Raw genomic sequence first — 18,474 nt, 5'->3', positions numbered from 1 at the left:
TCCTACTTTTTCATTGTTCTAAGTTTAGCTTTTCCAATTTTTATTGCTTCTGTCAGTGGTCTATTAGCTGGACATATATAAGCACAAGAACCACACTCGATACAATCCATCAAGTGGTATTTTGCCATCTCTTCCCATTGTGAAAACTCTGCCAATCTAGCATACATTATCGGTTCCAATGACATAGGACATGCATCAACACATTTTCCACAACCTATACAAGCTTTTGGCTTACAATAGTTTGTTTCTTGTTTCGTTAAAGCTAGTAATCCTGAAGTTCCTTTTATAACAGGTACCTCTAAAGTTAATTGAGCCATACCCATCATAGGTCCACCCATAACAATTTTTTCTACTATTTCCTCTTCATACCCACAATTTTCTAAAAGTATTGATATAGGTGTTCCTATAACTGCTTTTAAATTTTTAGGTTCCTTTATCCCTTTTCCAGTAACAGTTACAACTTTATCTATTAAAGGTAATCCATTTACAACAGCATCATATATTGCTACTGCTGTGGTTGTGTTGTTAACAACTACACCAACTGCTGAAGGTAACTTTCCTGATGGTACCTCTTTATTTAATATAGCTTTTACTAAAGATTTTTCTCCACCTTGTGGATACATAGTCTTCAGTGGCATAACTTCTATATTTGTTCCTTGGCAAGCTTTTCTCATAGCCTCTATTGCCTCTGGTTTATTATCTTCAATTCCAATAACAGCACTATCTACATTTAATATATGCTTCATTATTTTTATACCTTCTATAACTTTTAAAGGCTCTTCAATCATAACTCTATTATCAGAGTTTAAATATGGTTCACACTCAGCTCCATTTAGTAATAACATCTCTATTTTTACGTCTGCTGGTGGATTTAATTTTACATGTGTTGGGAAAGCTGCTCCTCCAAGACCAACAACTCCTTTAGATCTTATCACTTTTAACAACTCTTCTTTAGTCGAATTTTTCCACTCTGGCAGTTTCTCTAGAGTTATCCACTCTTCCTGTTCATCATTTTCAATTACAATCGTTTGTACATTCCCCATTAATGGAAATGGTAAGTTTTCAATTTTTTTTACTGTACCACTTACTGATGCATGCACAGGAACTGATAAAAAAGCTTCTGAGTCAGCTATTATTTGTCCCTTTAAAACTCTTTCTCCAATCTCTACGCAAGGCGTTAAAGGAACCCCTATATGCTGAAGAAGTGGGATGAAAACCATTTTGGGTGCTGTTAAAATCTCTACAGCTTGATTTTCTGTTTGGATCTTATTTTCAGGTGGATGTACTCCCCCTTTGAATCCGAAGAATTTCATAAAAATATTCCCTCCTTTGTAGTTAACAAACTATATTCCATTGTTAGAATAACATATTTATTTATATTTAACAACTTTTTTGAGCTGTTTTTTTGCTTTTTTGTGTTACTTTTTGTTATATTTCTGCATAATTTTGTCTATTTGAGTGTCTTTCAACACATCATCCAATAAAGAAATTACACTTGAAAACATAGGATTTACAACCTCTGACTCCTCTTTTGTAAACCTACCTAAAACAAAATTGATGTTTTCATCTTTATTCTTTGCTTTTCCTATTCCACATTTTACTCTCATAAAATCCTGACCTAAGTGAGAAATTATAGATTTTATTCCATTATGCCCACCAGCACTTCCATTTGTTTTTACTCTTAATTTTCCTAAAGGTAAGTCCATATCATCATAAATAACAACTAAGTCTTCTACTGGGTCTATTTTATAAAATTTAACAACCTGAATTATTGAGTTACCACTTAAGTTCATGTATGTTTGAGGTTTTAACAAAATTACTTTTTCCCCATTCACTGTTTTTTCTGTTAACAGTCCTTGAAACTTCTCTTTGAATGGATTAAATCCATTTTTTTCTGCAAACTCATCAATTATATCGAACCCAACATTATGTCTTGTTCTTTCATACTCTTTTCCAGGATTTCCCAATCCAACTATTAACTTCATCTTTCCTCCTAAATTATAACTATAAAGAAAGAGAGAATCTTAGATTCTCTCTTTCAAAAGGTTTTATTAGCAATTCCCATCAAATTGGTATTTTGCAAGTCCTCCTAGAGAAGTTTCTTTGTACTCCTCTTTTAAGTCTCTTCCTGTTTCTCCCATAGTTTTTACAACTTGGTCAAAAGAAATACTGTGCTTTCCATCTGTATATAAAGCATACTGTGCTGCATCTAAAGCTCTTACTGCTGCTGCTGCATTTCTCTCTATACAAGGTATTTGAACATACCCTCCAACTGGGTCACAAGTTAATCCTAAGTGGTGCTCTAATGCCATTTCTGCTGCATATTCGATTTGCTCTAATGATCCACCTAATATGAAACATGCCATTGCTGCTGCCATTGCACAAGCTGATCCAACTTCTGCTTGACATCCACCCTCTGCTCCAGATATTGTAGCATTTTCTTTTATAATATTACCGATTAGTCCAGCTATAGCAAGACCTTTTAAGACCTCTTCATTTGTTAAGTTATACTCCTCTTTTAAGGCGTACATTAATCCAGGAATTACCCCAGCAGCTCCACAAGTAGGGGCAGTAACAACTCTACCTCCTCCTCCGTTCTCTTCAGATACAGCTAGTGTGTAAGCAAATATTCTTCCAATAAATCCACCTCTAGATTTATCGTTTCTTGCTTTTCTATAGAACGATTGAGCTCTTCTTTGTAATCTTATTGTTCCTGGTAAAATTCCATTTTTAGAAAGTCCTGATTGAACTGACTCTTCTAAAGCTGTTCTTATTTGGTCTAAGAAATACCAAATTGATTCCCCTTCATTTTCAGTAACAAATTCCCATAATTCTTTTTTATTTTTTTCACACCATGACATAATTTCAGCCATTGTTCCAAAAGAATAAACTCTTGATCCACCCTGTCTTTGTTGTCCTTCTTCCATTATAGTTCCTCCACCAACAGAGAATACTAACCAAGAATTTAACTCGTTTCCTTCATTATCTAAAGCGATAAACTTCATACCGTTAGTGTGATACGGATGAACATACTCTGGCATCCATACTATTTCTGTCGATTTAGGCTTTAACGTTTCTACTATTATATAGTCTGTTAAGTGCCCTTTTCCTGTTAATGCAAGTGATCCGTATAACTCTACTTTATAACTTGCTGCATTTGGGTTTTCTGCCTTAAATCTTTTTGCCGCTCTCTCTGGCCCCATTGTATGAGAGCTCGATGGTCCATTTCCAACCTTAAATAATTCTCTTAGTGAATCCATTTTTCCTCCTGAACTTTTAATTAAAAATTTTACTGTCTAATCTCTCCATTATAGTTTTTAGCTATTAATTTTAAGATTTTATCAACAGTTATATTGATATCGCTTTCCTCAAGAGTTCCATCCTTCTTTCTTAAAACGATGCTTATAGCAACTGATTTCTTATCAGCTTCTATTTTCTCTCCTTGGTAAACGTCAAATATAGCAACACTTTCAATTAGATTTGATGACTTTTTGATATCTTCTAACATCTTTCCAACTAGTACATCTCTATCTAAAACAACTGCTAAGTCTCTAGTAACTTCAGGATATTTTACAATTCTCTCATATTTAACTTTTTTAGCTCTATAATTTAATAGAGTTGTTAAATCTAGTTCAGCTACGTATGCTCTCTCTCTTTTAATGTCCATATTTTCTGCTAACTCTGGGTGAATTTCTCCAAAAGTTCCTATTTTAACTTTTCCTATTCTTATATCAGCACTTCTTCCTGGATGGAAGTTGCTATCCTCTGATCTATCTAGTTGATATCTAGTTACTCCCATATACTCTAAGAATTTTTCAACAAACCCTTTTAAAGTGTAGAAGTCCATTGCTTCTGGCTTTGGATCCCATAATGTTTTAAAAGTTTTTCCTGCAAGAGCTATCGAAGCTCTTAATGTTTCATTTGCTAATCCATCCTCTTTTGGAGTAAATACTCTTGATACCTCAAAGAATCTTAAATCATTTTGATTTCTATTTAAATTATCTCTTACATTTGATAATAAACTATAAATTAACGTTGGTCTCATAACTGCCATATCATCACTAATTGGATTTGTTATTTCCAATGTAGGCTCTGTTATTCCCAACATTTTTATAGCTTCTTTTGAAATGAAACTATAATTTATTACTTCTTGTAATCCTAATTTTGCTAATATCTCTTTAGCTTCATCAACAACAACTGTCATTGAATCTTTAACTCCAGGTCTTATATTTTCTTCTGGCATCTTGTTTTCTATGTTATCAAAGCCATACATTCTTATTATCTCTTCATAAAGATCTGCTGTTCTAGTCAAATCTCCTCTATAAGATGGTGGTGTTGCTATTATTGTTGTAGAATTTAATGTTTTTATATTTATACCTAAATTAGTAAGTATTTTTCCTACTACATCAATCTCTATATTTTTTCCCATAAACTTTCTTAATTTTTCAATATTTAAAGGAATCTCTATTTTTTCATATTTTTCAACATATTTATCGATACATCCCTCTAAAACTTCTCCACCTGTCAGTTGAGAGATTAAATCTGCTGCTCTTTCTAAAACTTCAGCAGTATTTTCTATATCTAGTCCTCTTTCGAATCTATAAGAAGAATCACTTGATAAACCTAACTCTTTAGATGTTTTTCTTATATTCTCTGGAGTGAAATATGCACATTCTAAGAAAATTTCAGTAGTTTCCTCTGTTACTTTACTTGATTCTCCACCCATTATTCCTGCTATTCCCAAAGGTTTTTCAGCATCTGCAATAACAAGTTCACCTTTATTTAATTCTCTTTCAACTCCATCTAGTGTAACTATCTTTTCACCATTTAATGCTTTTCTAACAACTATTTTTCTGTCATTAATTTTTGTTAAATCATAAGCATGTAAAGGTTGATTGCATTCAAATAAAATATAATTTGTTGAATCTACAACATTATTTATTGGTTTTAATCCCATTGAAATCAATCTATTCTTTAACCACTCTGGAGACTCTTGTACTTTTATGTTCTTTATAACTTTTCCTGAGAATCTTTTACATCTCTCTTTATCTTCAATTCTTACATCTATATGCCCAGTATTTATGCTCTCTATTATCTTTTTAGATTCGAACTCAGGCCACTTTATTTTTCTTCCATAATAAGCAGCTATTTCTCTAGCTATTCCTATATAAGATAAACAATCTGGTCTATTTGGCGTTATTTCTAATTCAAAAATTACATCATTTAATTTTTTATAAACTCTGTATTCTACACCTAATGGAGCATCTTCTGGAAGTATTATAATTCCATCTCCATCGTTTCCAAGTCCAAGCTCTACCTCAGAACAAAGCATTCCTTGAGATTCTACGCCTCTTATCTTACTTTTCTTTATTTTAAAATCTCCTGGTAAAATTGCTCCAATAGTTGCTACAACAACTTTATCTCCCAGTTTATGATTTGGAGCACCACATACTATTTGTAACTCCTCTTCTACACCTATATTAACTTTTAAAAGTGTTAATTTTTCAGCTTCAGGATGTTTTCCATACTCTGTTATCTGTCCAATAACTACTTTTGCTAATTCTTTTCCTTGCTCCTCTATAGCTTCAACCTCTTGACCAATCATAGTCAAAGTGTTTTCTAGCTCTTTTATGTCCTCTTTTATATCGACATATTGCTTCAACCAATCCAACGAAATTAACATTATATGCCTCCACCTTTTATTTAAATTGCTTTAAGAATCTCACATCATTTTCAAAGAATGCTCTTAAATCATCAATACCATATCTTAGCATTGTGATTCTTTCTATTCCCATTCCAAATGCAAATCCTGATACCTCTTCTGGGTCATACCCTACAGCTTCTAAAACAGCTGGATCAACCATTCCACATCCCATTATTTCTAACCATCCACTATGTTTACAAAGTCTGCATCCCTCACCTTTGCAAATTACACATTCTACGTCCATTTCAGCACTAGGCTCTGTAAATGGAAAGAAATGTGGTCTAAATCTAACTTTAGTTTCACCAAACACTCTTGTTACAAATTGCTCTAACATAGCTTTTAAATTGGCAAAAGATACTTCTGGTCCTACCATTAATCCTTCCATTTGGTGAAACATAGGCGTGTGAGATATATCATAGTCATTTCTATATACTTTACCTGGACAAACCATTCTAAATGGTGGCTGATGCTTACCCATATATCTAGCTTGTACTGGTGATGTATGTGTTCTTAAAACTACATTTTCACTCATATAAAACGTATCTTGTAAATCTCTTGATGGATGTGTTTCTGGAATATTTAATGCATCGAAGTTATAAGAAGTAAACTCTACTTCTGGCCCCTCTGCAACATCAAATCCCATTTCCACAAATATATTTTTTAAGAAGTTCATAGTTTCTGTTATTGGATGTAATCCTCCTGTAGAAACCTCTCTTCCAGGAAGAGAAATATCTAATGTTTCAGTTTCTAGTTGTTCTTTTTTTACCTTATTTTTAATCTCTGTTGTTTTTTCCTCGATTAAAGTTGTTATAACTGTTTTTACATCATTTACCATTTGTCCAAAAGCAGGTCTTTCTTCTGGTGATAAATCTCTCATAGATTTAGAAATTTCAGTGAATTCACCTTTTTTTCCTAAATACTTAACTCTAATTTCATCCATTTCTTGTAGTGTTACTGCTTTCTGGATAATTAAACTAGCTTCATCCTTCAAAGCATTCAGCTTATTTTTCATTTGTTTCCTCCTAAAACAAGGCTTTTTATTTTATCTCTTTATAACTAAAAATTAGCTCTTTATTTTCAATTAACAATACCCCGTATCTATTATCTTTTAAAGCACCTGGATTAAAATATTTTATTCCATTCCTTTCTGTATAATAGGGTATGTGGGTATGTCCAAAACAAACAGCATCTACGCTATATTTTTCAGCTATCGCTTCCAAAGTATACATCTCTTTTTTTACATTATAAAGGTGTCCATGCGTTATAAATATTTTTATTCCATCTATATCTAATATTTCATCATCGTTAAATTTTCTATCAAAAATATCACAGTTTCCTCTAACAATATAAAACTTTATATCTGGGAACGCAAAAGAACACTCCTCTCCATCCCAACTATGATCACCTGTCCATATTACTATATTAGGATTTTCTTGTGATATTATATCATAAATTTTATTTGTGTTTCCATGAGAATCTGTAATTATTAATATTTTCATATTCATTCTATCCTATAAATATTGATGTTTGAGATTTTTCCATAATATTTAACCCTTTTTTTCCTGTAATTTTTTCAAAGAAATAACCTCTACTCAAATTTCCCATAATTAAAAGGTCTAAATTATTAACTTCATTTAAATACTTTTCTTTAGCTGATTCTCCATCAAAGTTTTTCCATTCTACGACTTTTTCTTTTTCTTTTAAATATTTTAATAATGTATTATCCTCTATCTTATAAAGTAAAGTCAACATTGTAAAGTCTTTTATATCTGGAAAAATGTTTATAAAAGAAAATACACTTTTATTTATTTTTACACCATCATCACTTGAAATTCCAACTTTTTCTAAAGATGTTATAGCTTTTTCTCCTACCATAACAATAGGTTTAAAGTGATTTTTTAACACTGTTACAGCTGATTCTGATAAAGCTTCTCCCTTTTCAAAAATCAATAAATCTGCAAGCTTCATGTACTCTTTAATTATATCCCAAGGAAAACCAAATTCAACATTTAATACAGAATTTATTCCTCTTATTTTTAATTTTTCTTGTAGATGTTTTACTTCCTCTTCTTCAAAGGCATCTCTTTCTTGTGAAAAGGAGTTATTACTTAAGTTTACTATCATTCCATCCATTGTTGCTGGTATAATCTCATCCCTTCTAACATCTTTTACATATAGTGGGACTATTTCGTATCCAAATTTCTCTTTAAAAAACATTGCACTATCTATCAGTACATTTTTTTTTGATCCTTCTCCAAATACAACTAAAACTTTTTTCATAATAACTCCTCCTATAGACTTAAATTATTCTTGAGTTGCTTCTTCTACATCTTCCTCTTTAAAACTTGCTATTGATACAACTTTTTCAGATTCTGATTCATTTACTCTCATAATTTTTACACCTTGAGTTGCTCTTCCAATTATTGAAATTTGATTTACTGAAGTTCTTATAACAATTCCTGACGATGTTATTACCATTAATTCCTCTTCATCTTTAACAGGTTTAACTGCTACAACCTCTCCATTCTTATCACTACATCTTATATTTATAACACCTTTACCACTTCTAGATTGTAATGGATACTCGTCTACTCTTGTTCTTTTTCCATATCCATTCTCTGTAATAGTTAAAATAGTCTCATTTGCTGCATCATCTATTAATAGTGCTGATATTACTTTATCTTTAGCTCTAAGAGAGATTCCTTTTACTCCACTTGTATCTCTTCCTGTTGGTCTTACATCATCTTTAGAGAATCTAATTGAGTGTCCTAACTTTGTTGCTAAGAAAATCTGTTCTTTTGAATCAACTGGTAAGATTCCAACAAATATTATGTCATCTCCATCTCTTAATTTGATTGCTTTTAATCCAGCAGTATTTATATTTTTGTATTCACTTAGATTTGTCTTTTTAACCATTCCATCTCTAGTTACAAATACAAGTTCTTTATCTTGGCTAAACTCTCTTATTTTTATTATTTCTCTAACTTTCTCATCTTCCTTTAATTTGATTAAGTTTCCTATAAGTCTTCCTCTAGCCTGTTTTGAAGATTCTGGAATTTGATAAACTTTTAAGTGGAAAACTCTACCTTTATCTGTGAAAATCATCATTGTATCTAAGTTTGACATAACTTCCATTCTCTCAACAAAGTCATCTTCTATAGTATTTTGAGTTGAAACTCCTTTTCCACCTCTTTTTTGAGCCTTATATTTATCTAGCTCCATTCTTTTTACATAACCTCTATTTGTAATAGTAACAAGAACGCTATCATCTTTTATTAAATCCTCTGGTCTTATCTCTAATCTCTCTTTTTCAATAGTTGTTCTTCTTGGGTCATTATATTTATTTTTTATATCATTTAATTCCTCTTTTATAATCTCATAAACTCTATTATCATCTGCTAAAATTTTATTTAATTCAATTATTAAAGTTTTTAACTCTTCGTGTTCTCTATCGATTTTATCTCTTTCAAGACCAGTCAATCTTTGAAGTCTCATATCTAAGATTGCTTTTGCTTGCTCTTCACTGAAACCATACTTATCAATTAAGGCTATTCTAGCTTCATTTCCATCTGCTGATCCTCTAACTATTTCAATAACTCTATCAATATTTTCAAGAGCTATTATAAACCCTTTTAAAATATGGGCTCTTCTTTCAGCCTTATTTAAATTAAATTTTGTTCTTCTAGTTATAACTTCAAATCTATGTTTTAAATATTCATCTAAAATCTCTTTTAAATTTAATACTCTTGGAACATTATTAACTAGAGCTAGCATAATTATTCCAAATGTTGTTTGAAGTTCTGTATATTTATATAGTGAATTTAAAACTAATTCTGACTCTTCACCTTTTTTTAACTCTATAACTACTCTAATACCATCTCTATCTGACTCATCTCTTAAGTCTGATATTCCAACTATTTTTTTCTCTTTTACTAAGTTAGCTATTTTTTCAATTAAAGAAGATTTATTTAATTGGTAAGGAATCTCTTTTATTATTAAGCTTTCTCTACCATTTTTTCCTTCTTCTATTTCAATTTTTCCTCTTACTCTAACTCTTCCTCTTCCAGTTGTATAAGCATCATAAATTCCTGCTTCTCCATCAATTATTGCTCCTGTTGGGAAATCTGGTCCTTTTATGTACTCCATTAATTGTACAGGTGTAATCTCTTTATTGTCTATTAAAGCTAATATTCCATCTATAACTTCACCTAAATTATGAGGTGGAATATTTGTTGCCATTCCTACTGCAATTCCTGTAGCTCCATTTAATAGAAGATTTGGAAGTTTTGCTGGTAATACAATAGGCTCATCTAATGAGTCGTCAAAGTTTTTTCTAAAATCTATTGTATCTTTATCAATATCCTCTAGTAACTCATTACTTATTTTAGACATTCTAGCTTCCGTATATCTCATAGCTGCTGCTGAATCTCCATCGATAGATCCAAAGTTTCCGTGTCCATCTACAAGTTCATATCTATAAGCAAAGTTTTGAGCCATTCTTACCATTGTATTATATACTGCTGAATCTCCATGTGGATGGTATTTTCCTAAAACTTCTCCAACAATTCTTGCTGATTTTTTATATGGCTTATCACTTGTCATTCCCATTTCATTCATAGCAAACAAAATTCTTCTATGTACTGGTTTCAATCCATCTCTTACATCTGGTAATGCTCTACTAACTATTACACTCATAGAGTAATCTAGATAGGATTGCTTTAATTCTTCCTCTATATATCTATTCTTCACATTAGACATTATTTATTCCTCCTAGAACATTATTTTTATTATTGTACCGATACGTTTATATATCCAGATTTTTTACAAACTCTGCATGCTCTTCAATAAACTCTCTTCTTGGTTCTACTTTGTCACCCATTAGTTTATCGAATAATATATCGGCTTCTCTTGCATCATCAATTGTAACTTTTAATAAAGTTCTTGTGTCTGGATCCATAGTTGTTTCCCAAAGTTGTCCAGGATTCATCTCTCCTAATCCTTTATATCTTTGAAGAGTGTATCTTTTATCTTCACCCTCAAGCCCAGCTATGATTTCTTTTAATTGTCTATCAGTATAAGCATAAGATACTGTTCTACCTTGAGTTATTTTAAATAGTGGCGGTTGAGCTATAAATACATTTCCATTATGGATTAAGTCTACCATATATCTATAAAGGAATGTTAGTATCAGAGTTCTTATGTGAGCTCCATCTACGTCCGCATCTGTCATTATTATTATTTTTCCATATCTTCTTTTTTCTATATTAAAGTTATCTCCAATACTAGTTCCAAAAGCTGTTACCATTGCTCTAATCTCTGCATTTTCTAATGCTTTATGTAACCCAGCCTTTTCTACGTTTAATATCTTACCTCTTAGTGGTAAAATAGCTTGGAAAGATCTATCTCTACCTTGTTTAGCTGATCCTCCTGCCGAATCTCCCTCAACTATATAAACTTCACATTCATCAGGATTTTTTGAAGAACAATCTGCTAATTTTCCAGGTAATGACCCTATATCTAAAGCTGACTTTCTAAGTACTAACTCTCTTGCTCTTTGAGCTGCTTCTCTTGCTCTTTTTGAATTTAATATTTTTTCGATTATAACCTTTAAGTCATTAGGTGCATCTTCTAAATACATCTTTATTTGAGCTCCTGCTACAGTAGAAACTATACCAGTTACTTCACTGTTTCCTAACTTGGTTTTAGTTTGCCCTTCAAATTGTGGTTGAGGAACTTTAACTGAAACTATTGCCGTTAATCCCTCTCTTATATCAGAACCTTGAAGTTTTCCATCTTTATCCTTTAAAAGACCTGTAGTTTTACCTAAATCATTTATTACTCTTGTTAGAGCAGTTCTGAATCCACTTACATGAGTTCCACCTTCATGAGTATTTATATTATTAACAAAAGAGTATATTGTCTCTCTTTGATTTGTATTATATGTCATTGCTATTTCTACAGAAACATTATCAACTTCTCCACTCATATAAAAAGGAGTCTTCATTATTGGTGTACTATCCTTTTCAATCTCTTTTATATAATCTAAAATTCCACCTTCAAACTCTAGACTAACAACTTTTGCAGGCTCTTTTCTTAAATCAGATAAAACTATAGTAAGTCCTTTGTTTAAGTAAGCTAATTCTCTTAATCTTGTTTCTAGTGTTGAAAAACTATAAACTAACGTTTCAAAAATTTCATGGTCAGCTTTAAATCTAACAGTAGTTCCGCTATCTTCTGCGATACCAATTTCTACTACATCCTTTTCTGGTACTCCTCTATTATATTTTTGATAATAAACCTTACCTGCTTTTCTTACTGTCACTTCTGTCCACTCAGAAAGGGCGTTTACTACTGAAACTCCTACTCCGTGTAATCCTCCAGAAACTTTATAGTTATTATTCTCAAATTTTCCTCCTGCATGAAGAACTGTTAATACTATTTCTAATGCTGATTTCCCGTATTTAGGGTGTATATCAACTGGAATTCCTCTTCCATTATCTACAACTTCTATTATATTGTCTGGTAATATTGATACCTCTATTTTTGTTGCATATCCTGCTAATGCCTCATCCACTGAGTTATCTACAATTTCCCATACCAGATGATGTAGTCCTCTTTCTGAAGTTGTTCCTATATACATTCCAGGTCTTTTTCTTACAGCTTCTAATCCTTCTAAAACTGTAATATTTTCTGCTTGATAATTATTTGTTGTCATCTTTATCCTCCAATATCTTATCTGCAACATTTTTTAAAGAGCACGGTTTACAAATAAAACCTTCTCCCAAAAACATCATTCCACAAATATCACATTTTTTATAGCCTTTTAATTTCAAGGCATTTTCTCGCTCTTTTGCTCGTTTTTTCAAAACTTCGATTTTTTCCTCTAAAGTTAAATCCTTAAGCTCCGAAATAAAATCCTCTTTTTTTTCTTCAATAACTTTCTCATTTATAAATTCCATATAGTTACAACTTTGAACCTTTGAAATCTTAAATCTTATATCTTTTACATACTCTTTTTTTAAAATTTCTTGAACTTTTTTTAAATATTTATTTTTGTTCATAGACATATGATGAAGGTAGATACTATCCTCAACCAATACGTATAGAATCCCCTCTTTTATCCAAAGAGGTTCGCTTTTTTTAGAAAGTTTCCCAACAATATCTCTCCAATATCCTCTTATTATACCTTCTTTTAACTTCCTACTTTTTACAATAGCTTCTTCCAATGCTTCACTTACATTCATGATGTCCATCTTGAATCTCTCCTTTATCAATTCTAAAGTTTTTAGATTCTATATTTAAATCAGTTGTTGAACTAATGAAAACTTGTAACTCTCTTTTTTTTAAATAATTTATAATACTTTCTTTTCTTATAGAATCAAAATATGATGAGATATCATCTATTAAAAAAATTGGTGTTTCTCTTTTTTCTTTTATTACCATATCTATTTCAGAAAGTTTTAAAGAAAAAATTATTGATTTTTTTTCACCTTGAGATGAATACGACTTAGCTTCTTTTCCATTTAAAAGAAATTTAAAATCATCTCTTTGTGGCCCTACTAAAGAGTATCCATATCGAATCTCTTGATATTTTATCTCTTGTATTTTAAGCCTTATCTTTTCTTCTAGGTTCAATAATGTCAAACCTTTTATTTCACCAAGAAAACTTTCATACTTTAAATTCAACTCTTTTTTATCATCAAAAAGTTTTCGGTAATTTAAATTCAATATTATAGAGATATTTTTTACGTATTCTACTCTCTTTAGAATCACTTTGGCTGCTAATTTAATAAATTCTTCTTCATAAATTAGAAACATCTCATCCTTTATATTTTTTTCTTTTAAGTATTTATTTCTTATTTTTAAAAGTTTATTATAATCTTTTAAATTTTTGAAATATTCATAATTACTTTGAGCTATCTCTCCATCAAAAAATGTTCTCCTAAAACTGGGGCTTCCAACTATTAGCTCTATATCCTCAGGAATAAAAGTCACAATATTTACTTTTCCATAAAATTCATCAAATGGAGTTTTTTTTCCATTGTATTTATACTCTTTATGTTTTTTATCGATTTTAACACTCAAAGTTTTTTCAGAAATTAAATCTCTATACGATATATAACTTCCCATCTTTTCTTTATTATATTTTATCAATTCTATATTTTTTGAGGTTCTAAAACTTTTTCCTGTAGCACTAAAATAAATAGCTTCCAATATACTTGTTTTTCCTTGACCATTTTTTCCAAAAAATAGATTAAATCTTGAAGAAAATTGTATATTTCTGTCCTCTAAATTTCTAAAGTTTATATAATTCATTTCAAGAATTTCCAATGTTTATTTCACCCCAAAACTATAATAGATTTAAGCTACTACAAATACCAATCCTAAAAATTCAACCTTGTCACCTGGATAAAGTTTTTTTCCACGTCTTTCTTCTACTTCTCCATTAACTTTTACTTGCCCATCTAAAATAAGCTCTTTAGCTTGACCACCAGTGCCAATTTCACCAGTAAATTTAAGAAATTGATCCAATTTAATAAATTCTGTAGAAATTTTTATCTCCTGCATTTTTACCTCCTAAAATATTTTTAGTCTATTATACATTTTACCATAAAACTAACTTTATTTCTATAAGATTTATCATGGTTTCATGAGGGTTTATCTACAAAAAATAATCTTTTTATATATTTTTATTCTTTTTTTATTCTTTTTCAATATAAATACATATAGTATAATTTTAATTCTTTTTATAATTTTTTTTTGTTATTTTTTTATTATTTTTTATTAAAATATTATTTTATTTTATTACAATAAAAAAGTGTACATTTTATTTTTTTATGTTTTTTTTAAAACTTTTAGTATTAATTATGTATTTTTTGTTAAATTTACAAAATAAAAGATATACATAATTTTTCTTATTATTTTTATCTATATACATATAATTTTTTTACTAGGCAACTTGTCCTATGTATATTATATATTTTAGAATATAATTAAAAGGATAAAGTAATTTTTGATAGTAGTATCAAAATAATATTATAGTTATAGAGGAGCTGGTAATGTGTCTATACTGAGAAGTATATTCGGGATTTTTGTAATTTTATTTTTAGGTTATCTTCTATCTTATGATAGAAAAAACATCAAATGGAGAACTATCATAGCTGGTTTTGCACTACAATTTGGTTTTGCCTTTATAGTGATGAAAACGTCTGGTGGAGCTTATATCCTTGAGTCTGTTTCTAATGGTTTTAACAAAATAATTGCTCAAGCTAATGAGGGAATACAATTTGTTTTTGGAGGATTATACACACCTGGAACTAACATCGCATTCGTTTTTGCTTTTAACGTTCTACCTCTTATTATTTTCTTCGGTGCTTTAATATCTGTATTATACCATTTAGGAATTATGCAGTTAGTTATCAAATATATCGGTGGTGGAATATCAAAACTTCTAGGAACTAAGGAAGCTGAATCTGTATCTGCTGCTGCAAATATTTTCCTTGGTCAAACTGAAGCACCACTAGTTATAAAACCTTATATAGCAAATTTAAGCAGATCACAACTTTTTGCTGTTTTAACTTGTGGGGTTGCATCTGTTTCTGGTTCAACTCTAGCTGCTTATGCTGCTCTTGGAGTTCCAATGAAATATCTGATTGCAGGATCTTTTATGGCTGCACCTAGTGGACTAGTTTTTGCTAAACTAATCATGCCTGAAACTCAAGCTGAATCAGAAGATGAAAAAATTGAGTTCACAAAAAGTGATTCTGTTAATGTTATCGAAGCTGCTGCAAAGGGAACTATCGATGGTATGAATATCGCTCTTATAATTGGATCTATCTTAATATCATTTATTGCTTTAGTTTCTTTAGTAAACATGATTTTAGGTGGAATTGGAGATCTATTCGGAATCCAACTTACTCTTCAAACAATTTTAGGTTATATTTTCGCTCCTATAACTTATGCTATGGGTATTCCATGGCACGAAGCTGTTTATACAGGAAGTTTATTAGGACAAAAGATGGTACTTAACGAGTTTGTTGCCTATGTAGATTTCACAAAAAACATAGCTGGACTTTCTGAAAAAACAATAGCTATTATGAGTTTCGCTTTACTTGGATTCGCTAACGTAGCCTCTTTAGGACTTCAAATTGGAGCTCTAGGAGCTATTGCCCCTAATAGAAGAAGCGAAATTGCTCAAGTAGGTATGAGAGCTGTTTTAGCAGGTTTCTTAGCTTCTCTTTTAAATGGAGTTATAGCAGGAGTATTTTTCTAAAACTATATATTTACTTATTGAAAGACAAGAAAATTTTCTTGTCTTTTTTTATTATATATTTTTTATATTTTTTTTATTAACTATTGTTTTTTAGAATTTTATATTATATACTCATACAAACAAAAATAATTAACTAGGAGGAAACAATGAAGAAAAAAATCAGAATACCTGATACGTATGTCATTATCTTTTTTGTAGTTGTCTTTGCTGCAATTCTTACTTACATTATCCCAGTTGGTAGTTTTACAATGGATAAAATTCAATATGCTACTGAAGCTGGTATGAAGACTAGAACAGTTCCTGTTCCAGGAAGTTTTAAATATGCATTAAACGATTTAGGACAACCACTTACTAAGGGTATTCCTATATTTGCTGCCGGTGGAGATATGAGTATCACTAACTATATATTTGAAGGTCTTGTTAGTGGTGACAAATGGGGAACTGCTGTTGGTATTATCGCTTTTATCCTTATCACTGGTGGAGCTTTTGGTATTATTTTAAAAACTAAGGCTGTTGAAGCTGGAATACTTAATATGATCAAAAAAACTAAAGGATCTGAAGCACTTCTTATACCTCTTGTTTTCCTTCTATTCTCTTTAGGAGGAGCGGTATTTGGTATGGGAGAGGAGGCGATTCCTTTTGCTATGATTCTTATCCCTATAGTTGTAGGTATGGGATATGATTCTATAACTGGTATTTTTATGTGCTACATCTCAACTCAAATTGGATTCGCTACATCTTGGATGAACCCTTTTAGTGTGGCTATTGCTCAAGGAGTTGCTGGAGTTCCTGTACTTTCTGGAGCTATGTTTAGAATAGTTATGTGGATATTCTTTACAGCTTTTGGAATTATCTACACTATGAATTATGCTAAAAAAATTAAAGCCAACCCTGAACTATCAATCTCTTATGAAACTGATAAATTCTTTAGAGACGATTTTAAAGCTGATGAAGCTGAGGATTTAGAGTTTAAACTTGGACATAAACTTGTATTTTTAACAATATTCTTAGGAATGTCTTGGATTGTTTGGGGAGTTGTTTTTCATGGATACTACTTACCTGAAATAGCTGCACAATTTACTATTATGGGTATTGTTTCTGGAATCATTGGAGTTATCTTTAAATTAAATGATATGACTGTGAATGATATTGCTATCTCTTTTAGAAAAGGTGCAGAGGACCTTATCGGAGCAGCATTAGTTGTTGGAATGGCTAAAGGTATTGTACTTGTTTTAGGTGGAGTTGACGCTGGAACTCCTACAGTTTTAAATACTATTTTAAATGCTGTTGCTGGAATTTTAGGTGGATTACACGCTTCTATATCTGCGGTTGCCATGTATTTCTTCCAGTCTGTATTCAACTTCTTCGTTGTATCAGGTTCTGGACAAGCAGCTTTAACAATGCCAATCATGGCACCTCTTGCAGATTTAGTTAGTGTGCCTAGACAAGTAGCTGTACTAGCTTTTCAGCTTGGAGATGGATTCACAAATATGATTGTCCCAACATCTGGTATTTTAATGGCCATTTTAGGTATTTCAAAAGTTGAGTGGGGAGTTTGGGCTAAGCAACAAATTAAATTCCAAGGTATTTTATTTGTACTAGGTTGCTTGTTTATCGTTATCGGTGTTTTAATTAATTTTCAATAGTAACAACAAAAGGATGAAATAAAATTATTTCATCCTTTTACTTTATTTTGTATAAAAAAAAAGATGTATTTCTACATCTTTAAAAATCTTTTTATGGCGGGAGTGACGAGGGTCGAACTCGCGACCTCATGCGTGACAGGCATGCGCTCTAACCAACTGAGCTACACCCCCATATGGTGGAAACAACTGGACTTGAACCAGTGACCCCCTGCTTGTAAGGCAGGTGCTCTCCCAACTGAGCTATGCTTCCTTATAGATTTTTTAGTGGTGCCCAGAGGCGGAATCGAACCACCGACACGGGGATTTTCAGTCCCCTGCTCTACCGACTGAGCTATCTGGGCATCTTTTGTTACCTGCTATAGGTACCTTTAAAATGGCGGAAGGTCAGAGACTCGAACTCTGAAGTCTTGCGACGCCGGTTTTCAAGACCGGTTCCTTACCAGTTAGGATAACCTTCCATATTAATGGTACCCCGTAGGGGAATCGAACCCCTGTTTATAGAGTGAAAATCTATTGTCCTTACCACTGAACGAACGGGGCAGGTGAGTGGTGGATCCAGCTGGAGTCGAACCAGCGACCACTCGGTTATGAGCCGAGTGCTCTAACCAACTGAGCTATGGATCCGTTTATGGCGTGTCTGAAGAGATTCGAACTCCTGACCCACGCCTTAGAAGGGCGTTGCTCTATCCAGCTGAGCTACAGACACATTAGATGGTGCGTCATACTGGGCTCGAACCAGTGACAACACGATTAAAAGTCGTGTGCTCTACCATCTGAGCTAATGACGCATTTTTTATGGAGCGGGAGACGAGGGTCGAACTCGCGACATTCAGCTTGGAAGGCTGACGCTC

At 31.7% G+C, this 18,474-nt stretch carries 14 protein-coding genes and 8 tRNA genes; 2 read left to right on the top strand and 20 right to left on the bottom strand.

Features of this window, described 5'->3' with window-relative positions; all coding sequences use genetic code 11:
- Positions 1-2 precede the first annotated feature (2 nt).
- The 12 genes from rsxC to yaaA all read right to left on the bottom strand — a co-directional run bounded on the left by rsxC (position 3) and on the right by yaaA (position 14,272).
- Positions 3-1,313 carry an electron transport complex subunit RsxC gene (rsxC, locus tag ACRC8M_RS07760; RefSeq protein ID WP_438528610.1) on the bottom strand — a complete coding sequence of 437 codons (1,311 nt, stop codon included), beginning with the start codon at positions 1,311-1,313 and terminating at the stop codon, positions 3-5.
- Between the two features lie 105 nt (positions 1,314-1,418).
- Positions 1,419-1,985 carry an aminoacyl-tRNA hydrolase gene (pth, locus tag ACRC8M_RS07755; RefSeq protein WP_438528609.1) on the bottom strand — a complete coding sequence of 189 codons (567 nt, stop codon included), beginning with the start codon at positions 1,983-1,985 and terminating at the stop codon, positions 1,419-1,421.
- A gap of 66 nt (positions 1,986-2,051) precedes the next feature.
- Complete coding sequence (locus ACRC8M_RS07750; RefSeq protein WP_438528608.1) at positions 2,052-3,260, bottom strand: L-serine ammonia-lyase; 1,209 nt, start codon at positions 3,258-3,260, stop codon at positions 2,052-2,054.
- A gap of 29 nt (positions 3,261-3,289) precedes the next feature.
- Positions 3,290-5,683, bottom strand: coding sequence for a phenylalanine--tRNA ligase subunit beta (gene pheT / locus ACRC8M_RS07745; protein ID WP_438528607.1), 2,394 nt, complete (start codon positions 5,681-5,683; stop codon positions 3,290-3,292).
- A 16-nt stretch (positions 5,684-5,699) separates the two neighbouring features.
- A complete protein-coding gene (gene pheS, locus ACRC8M_RS07740) occupies positions 5,700-6,716 on the bottom strand; it encodes a phenylalanine--tRNA ligase subunit alpha (RefSeq protein ID WP_438528606.1) in 1,017 nt (338 codons plus the stop codon).
- Between the two features lie 25 nt (positions 6,717-6,741).
- Complete coding sequence (locus ACRC8M_RS07735) at positions 6,742-7,203, bottom strand: YfcE family phosphodiesterase (RefSeq protein WP_438528605.1); 462 nt, start codon at positions 7,201-7,203, stop codon at positions 6,742-6,744.
- 7 nt (positions 7,204-7,210) lie between these two features.
- A complete protein-coding gene (locus ACRC8M_RS07730) occupies positions 7,211-7,984 on the bottom strand; it encodes a hypothetical protein (RefSeq protein ID WP_438528604.1) in 774 nt (257 codons plus the stop codon).
- Between the two features lie 24 nt (positions 7,985-8,008).
- Positions 8,009-10,462, bottom strand: a complete 2,454-nt coding sequence (gene gyrA, locus ACRC8M_RS07725; RefSeq protein ID WP_438528603.1) for a DNA gyrase subunit A — start codon at positions 10,460-10,462, stop codon at positions 8,009-8,011.
- A gap of 46 nt (positions 10,463-10,508) precedes the next feature.
- Positions 10,509-12,419 (bottom strand): DNA topoisomerase (ATP-hydrolyzing) subunit B, encoded by a 1,911-nt coding sequence (gyrB, locus tag ACRC8M_RS07720; RefSeq protein ID WP_438528602.1) that lies wholly within the window; start codon positions 12,417-12,419, stop codon positions 10,509-10,511.
- Positions 12,406-12,957 carry a DUF721 domain-containing protein gene (locus ACRC8M_RS07715; protein WP_438528601.1) on the bottom strand — a complete coding sequence of 184 codons (552 nt, stop codon included), beginning with the start codon at positions 12,955-12,957 and terminating at the stop codon, positions 12,406-12,408. The genes gyrB and ACRC8M_RS07715 overlap by 14 nt, the downstream gene beginning before the upstream one ends.
- Positions 12,935-14,035 carry a DNA replication/repair protein RecF gene (gene recF / locus ACRC8M_RS07710; protein ID WP_438528600.1) on the bottom strand — a complete coding sequence of 367 codons (1,101 nt, stop codon included), beginning with the start codon at positions 14,033-14,035 and terminating at the stop codon, positions 12,935-12,937. The genes ACRC8M_RS07715 and recF overlap by 23 nt, the downstream gene beginning before the upstream one ends.
- Before the next feature lie 30 nt (positions 14,036-14,065).
- Positions 14,066-14,272, bottom strand: a complete 207-nt coding sequence (gene yaaA / locus ACRC8M_RS07705) for a S4 domain-containing protein YaaA (RefSeq protein WP_023050778.1) — start codon at positions 14,270-14,272, stop codon at positions 14,066-14,068.
- Positions 14,273-14,765: 493 nt separating this feature from the next.
- On the opposite strand from yaaA, the gene ACRC8M_RS07700 reads away from it, so the two are divergent.
- Both ACRC8M_RS07700 and yfcC read left to right on the top strand, forming a co-directional pair.
- A complete protein-coding gene (locus ACRC8M_RS07700) occupies positions 14,766-15,977 on the top strand; it encodes a NupC/NupG family nucleoside CNT transporter (protein ID WP_438528599.1) in 1,212 nt (403 codons plus the stop codon).
- A gap of 146 nt (positions 15,978-16,123) precedes the next feature.
- Positions 16,124-17,623: a putative basic amino acid antiporter YfcC gene (gene yfcC, locus ACRC8M_RS07695; protein ID WP_438528598.1), complete on the top strand. Its 1,500-nt coding sequence runs from the start codon at positions 16,124-16,126 to the stop codon at positions 17,621-17,623.
- Between the two features lie 94 nt (positions 17,624-17,717).
- Here yfcC and ACRC8M_RS07690 read toward each other — a convergent pair.
- The 8 genes from ACRC8M_RS07690 to ACRC8M_RS07655 form a co-directional block, all read right to left on the bottom strand.
- Positions 17,718-17,794, bottom strand: a tRNA-Asp gene (locus tag ACRC8M_RS07690).
- 3 nt (positions 17,795-17,797) lie between these two features.
- Positions 17,798-17,873, bottom strand: a tRNA-Val gene (locus ACRC8M_RS07685).
- Positions 17,874-17,888: 15 nt separating this feature from the next.
- Positions 17,889-17,964, bottom strand: a tRNA-Phe gene (locus tag ACRC8M_RS07680).
- A gap of 33 nt (positions 17,965-17,997) precedes the next feature.
- Positions 17,998-18,081, bottom strand: a tRNA-Ser gene (locus ACRC8M_RS07675).
- A 7-nt stretch (positions 18,082-18,088) separates the two neighbouring features.
- Positions 18,089-18,163, bottom strand: a tRNA-Glu gene (locus ACRC8M_RS07670).
- Positions 18,164-18,170: 7 nt separating this feature from the next.
- Positions 18,171-18,247, bottom strand: a tRNA-Ile gene (locus ACRC8M_RS07665).
- A gap of 5 nt (positions 18,248-18,252) precedes the next feature.
- A tRNA-Arg gene (locus ACRC8M_RS07660) sits at positions 18,253-18,329 on the bottom strand.
- Positions 18,330-18,335: 6 nt separating this feature from the next.
- Positions 18,336-18,411: transfer RNA gene (locus ACRC8M_RS07655), tRNA-Lys, on the bottom strand.
- Between the last annotated feature and the right edge of the window lie 63 nt (positions 18,412-18,474).

The organism is Cetobacterium sp., assembly GCF_051653945.1.
Taxonomy (GTDB): Bacteria; Fusobacteriota; Fusobacteriia; order Fusobacteriales; family Fusobacteriaceae; genus Cetobacterium_A.
Note: the sequence above shows the minus strand (reverse complement) of the source record. Positions and strands in the feature narration are given on the sequence as shown.

Coding starts and splice junctions, on each gene's coding strand:
- rsxC (WP_438528610.1), bottom strand. CDS start 1,313: ATGAAATTCTTCGGATTCAAAGGGGGAGTACATCCACCTGAAAATAAG.
- pth (WP_438528609.1), bottom strand. CDS start 1,985: ATGAAGTTAATAGTTGGATTGGGAAATCCTGGAAAAGAGTATGAAAGA.
- ACRC8M_RS07750 (WP_438528608.1), bottom strand. CDS start 3,260: ATGGATTCACTAAGAGAATTATTTAAGGTTGGAAATGGACCATCGAGC.
- pheT (WP_438528607.1), bottom strand. CDS start 5,683: ATGTTAATTTCGTTGGATTGGTTGAAGCAATATGTCGATATAAAAGAG.
- pheS (WP_438528606.1), bottom strand. CDS start 6,716: ATGAAAAATAAGCTGAATGCTTTGAAGGATGAAGCTAGTTTAATTATC.
- ACRC8M_RS07735 (WP_438528605.1), bottom strand. CDS start 7,203: ATGAAAATATTAATAATTACAGATTCTCATGGAAACACAAATAAAATT.
- ACRC8M_RS07730 (WP_438528604.1), bottom strand. CDS start 7,984: ATGAAAAAAGTTTTAGTTGTATTTGGAGAAGGATCAAAAAAAAATGTA.
- gyrA (WP_438528603.1), bottom strand. CDS start 10,462: ATGTCTAATGTGAAGAATAGATATATAGAGGAAGAATTAAAGCAATCC.
- gyrB (WP_438528602.1), bottom strand. CDS start 12,419: ATGACAACAAATAATTATCAAGCAGAAAATATTACAGTTTTAGAAGGA.
- ACRC8M_RS07715 (WP_438528601.1), bottom strand. CDS start 12,957: ATGGACATCATGAATGTAAGTGAAGCATTGGAAGAAGCTATTGTAAAA.
- yaaA (WP_023050778.1), bottom strand. CDS start 14,272: ATGCAGGAGATAAAAATTTCTACAGAATTTATTAAATTGGATCAATTT.
- yfcC (WP_438528598.1), top strand. CDS start 16,124: ATGAAGAAAAAAATCAGAATACCTGATACGTATGTCATTATCTTTTTT.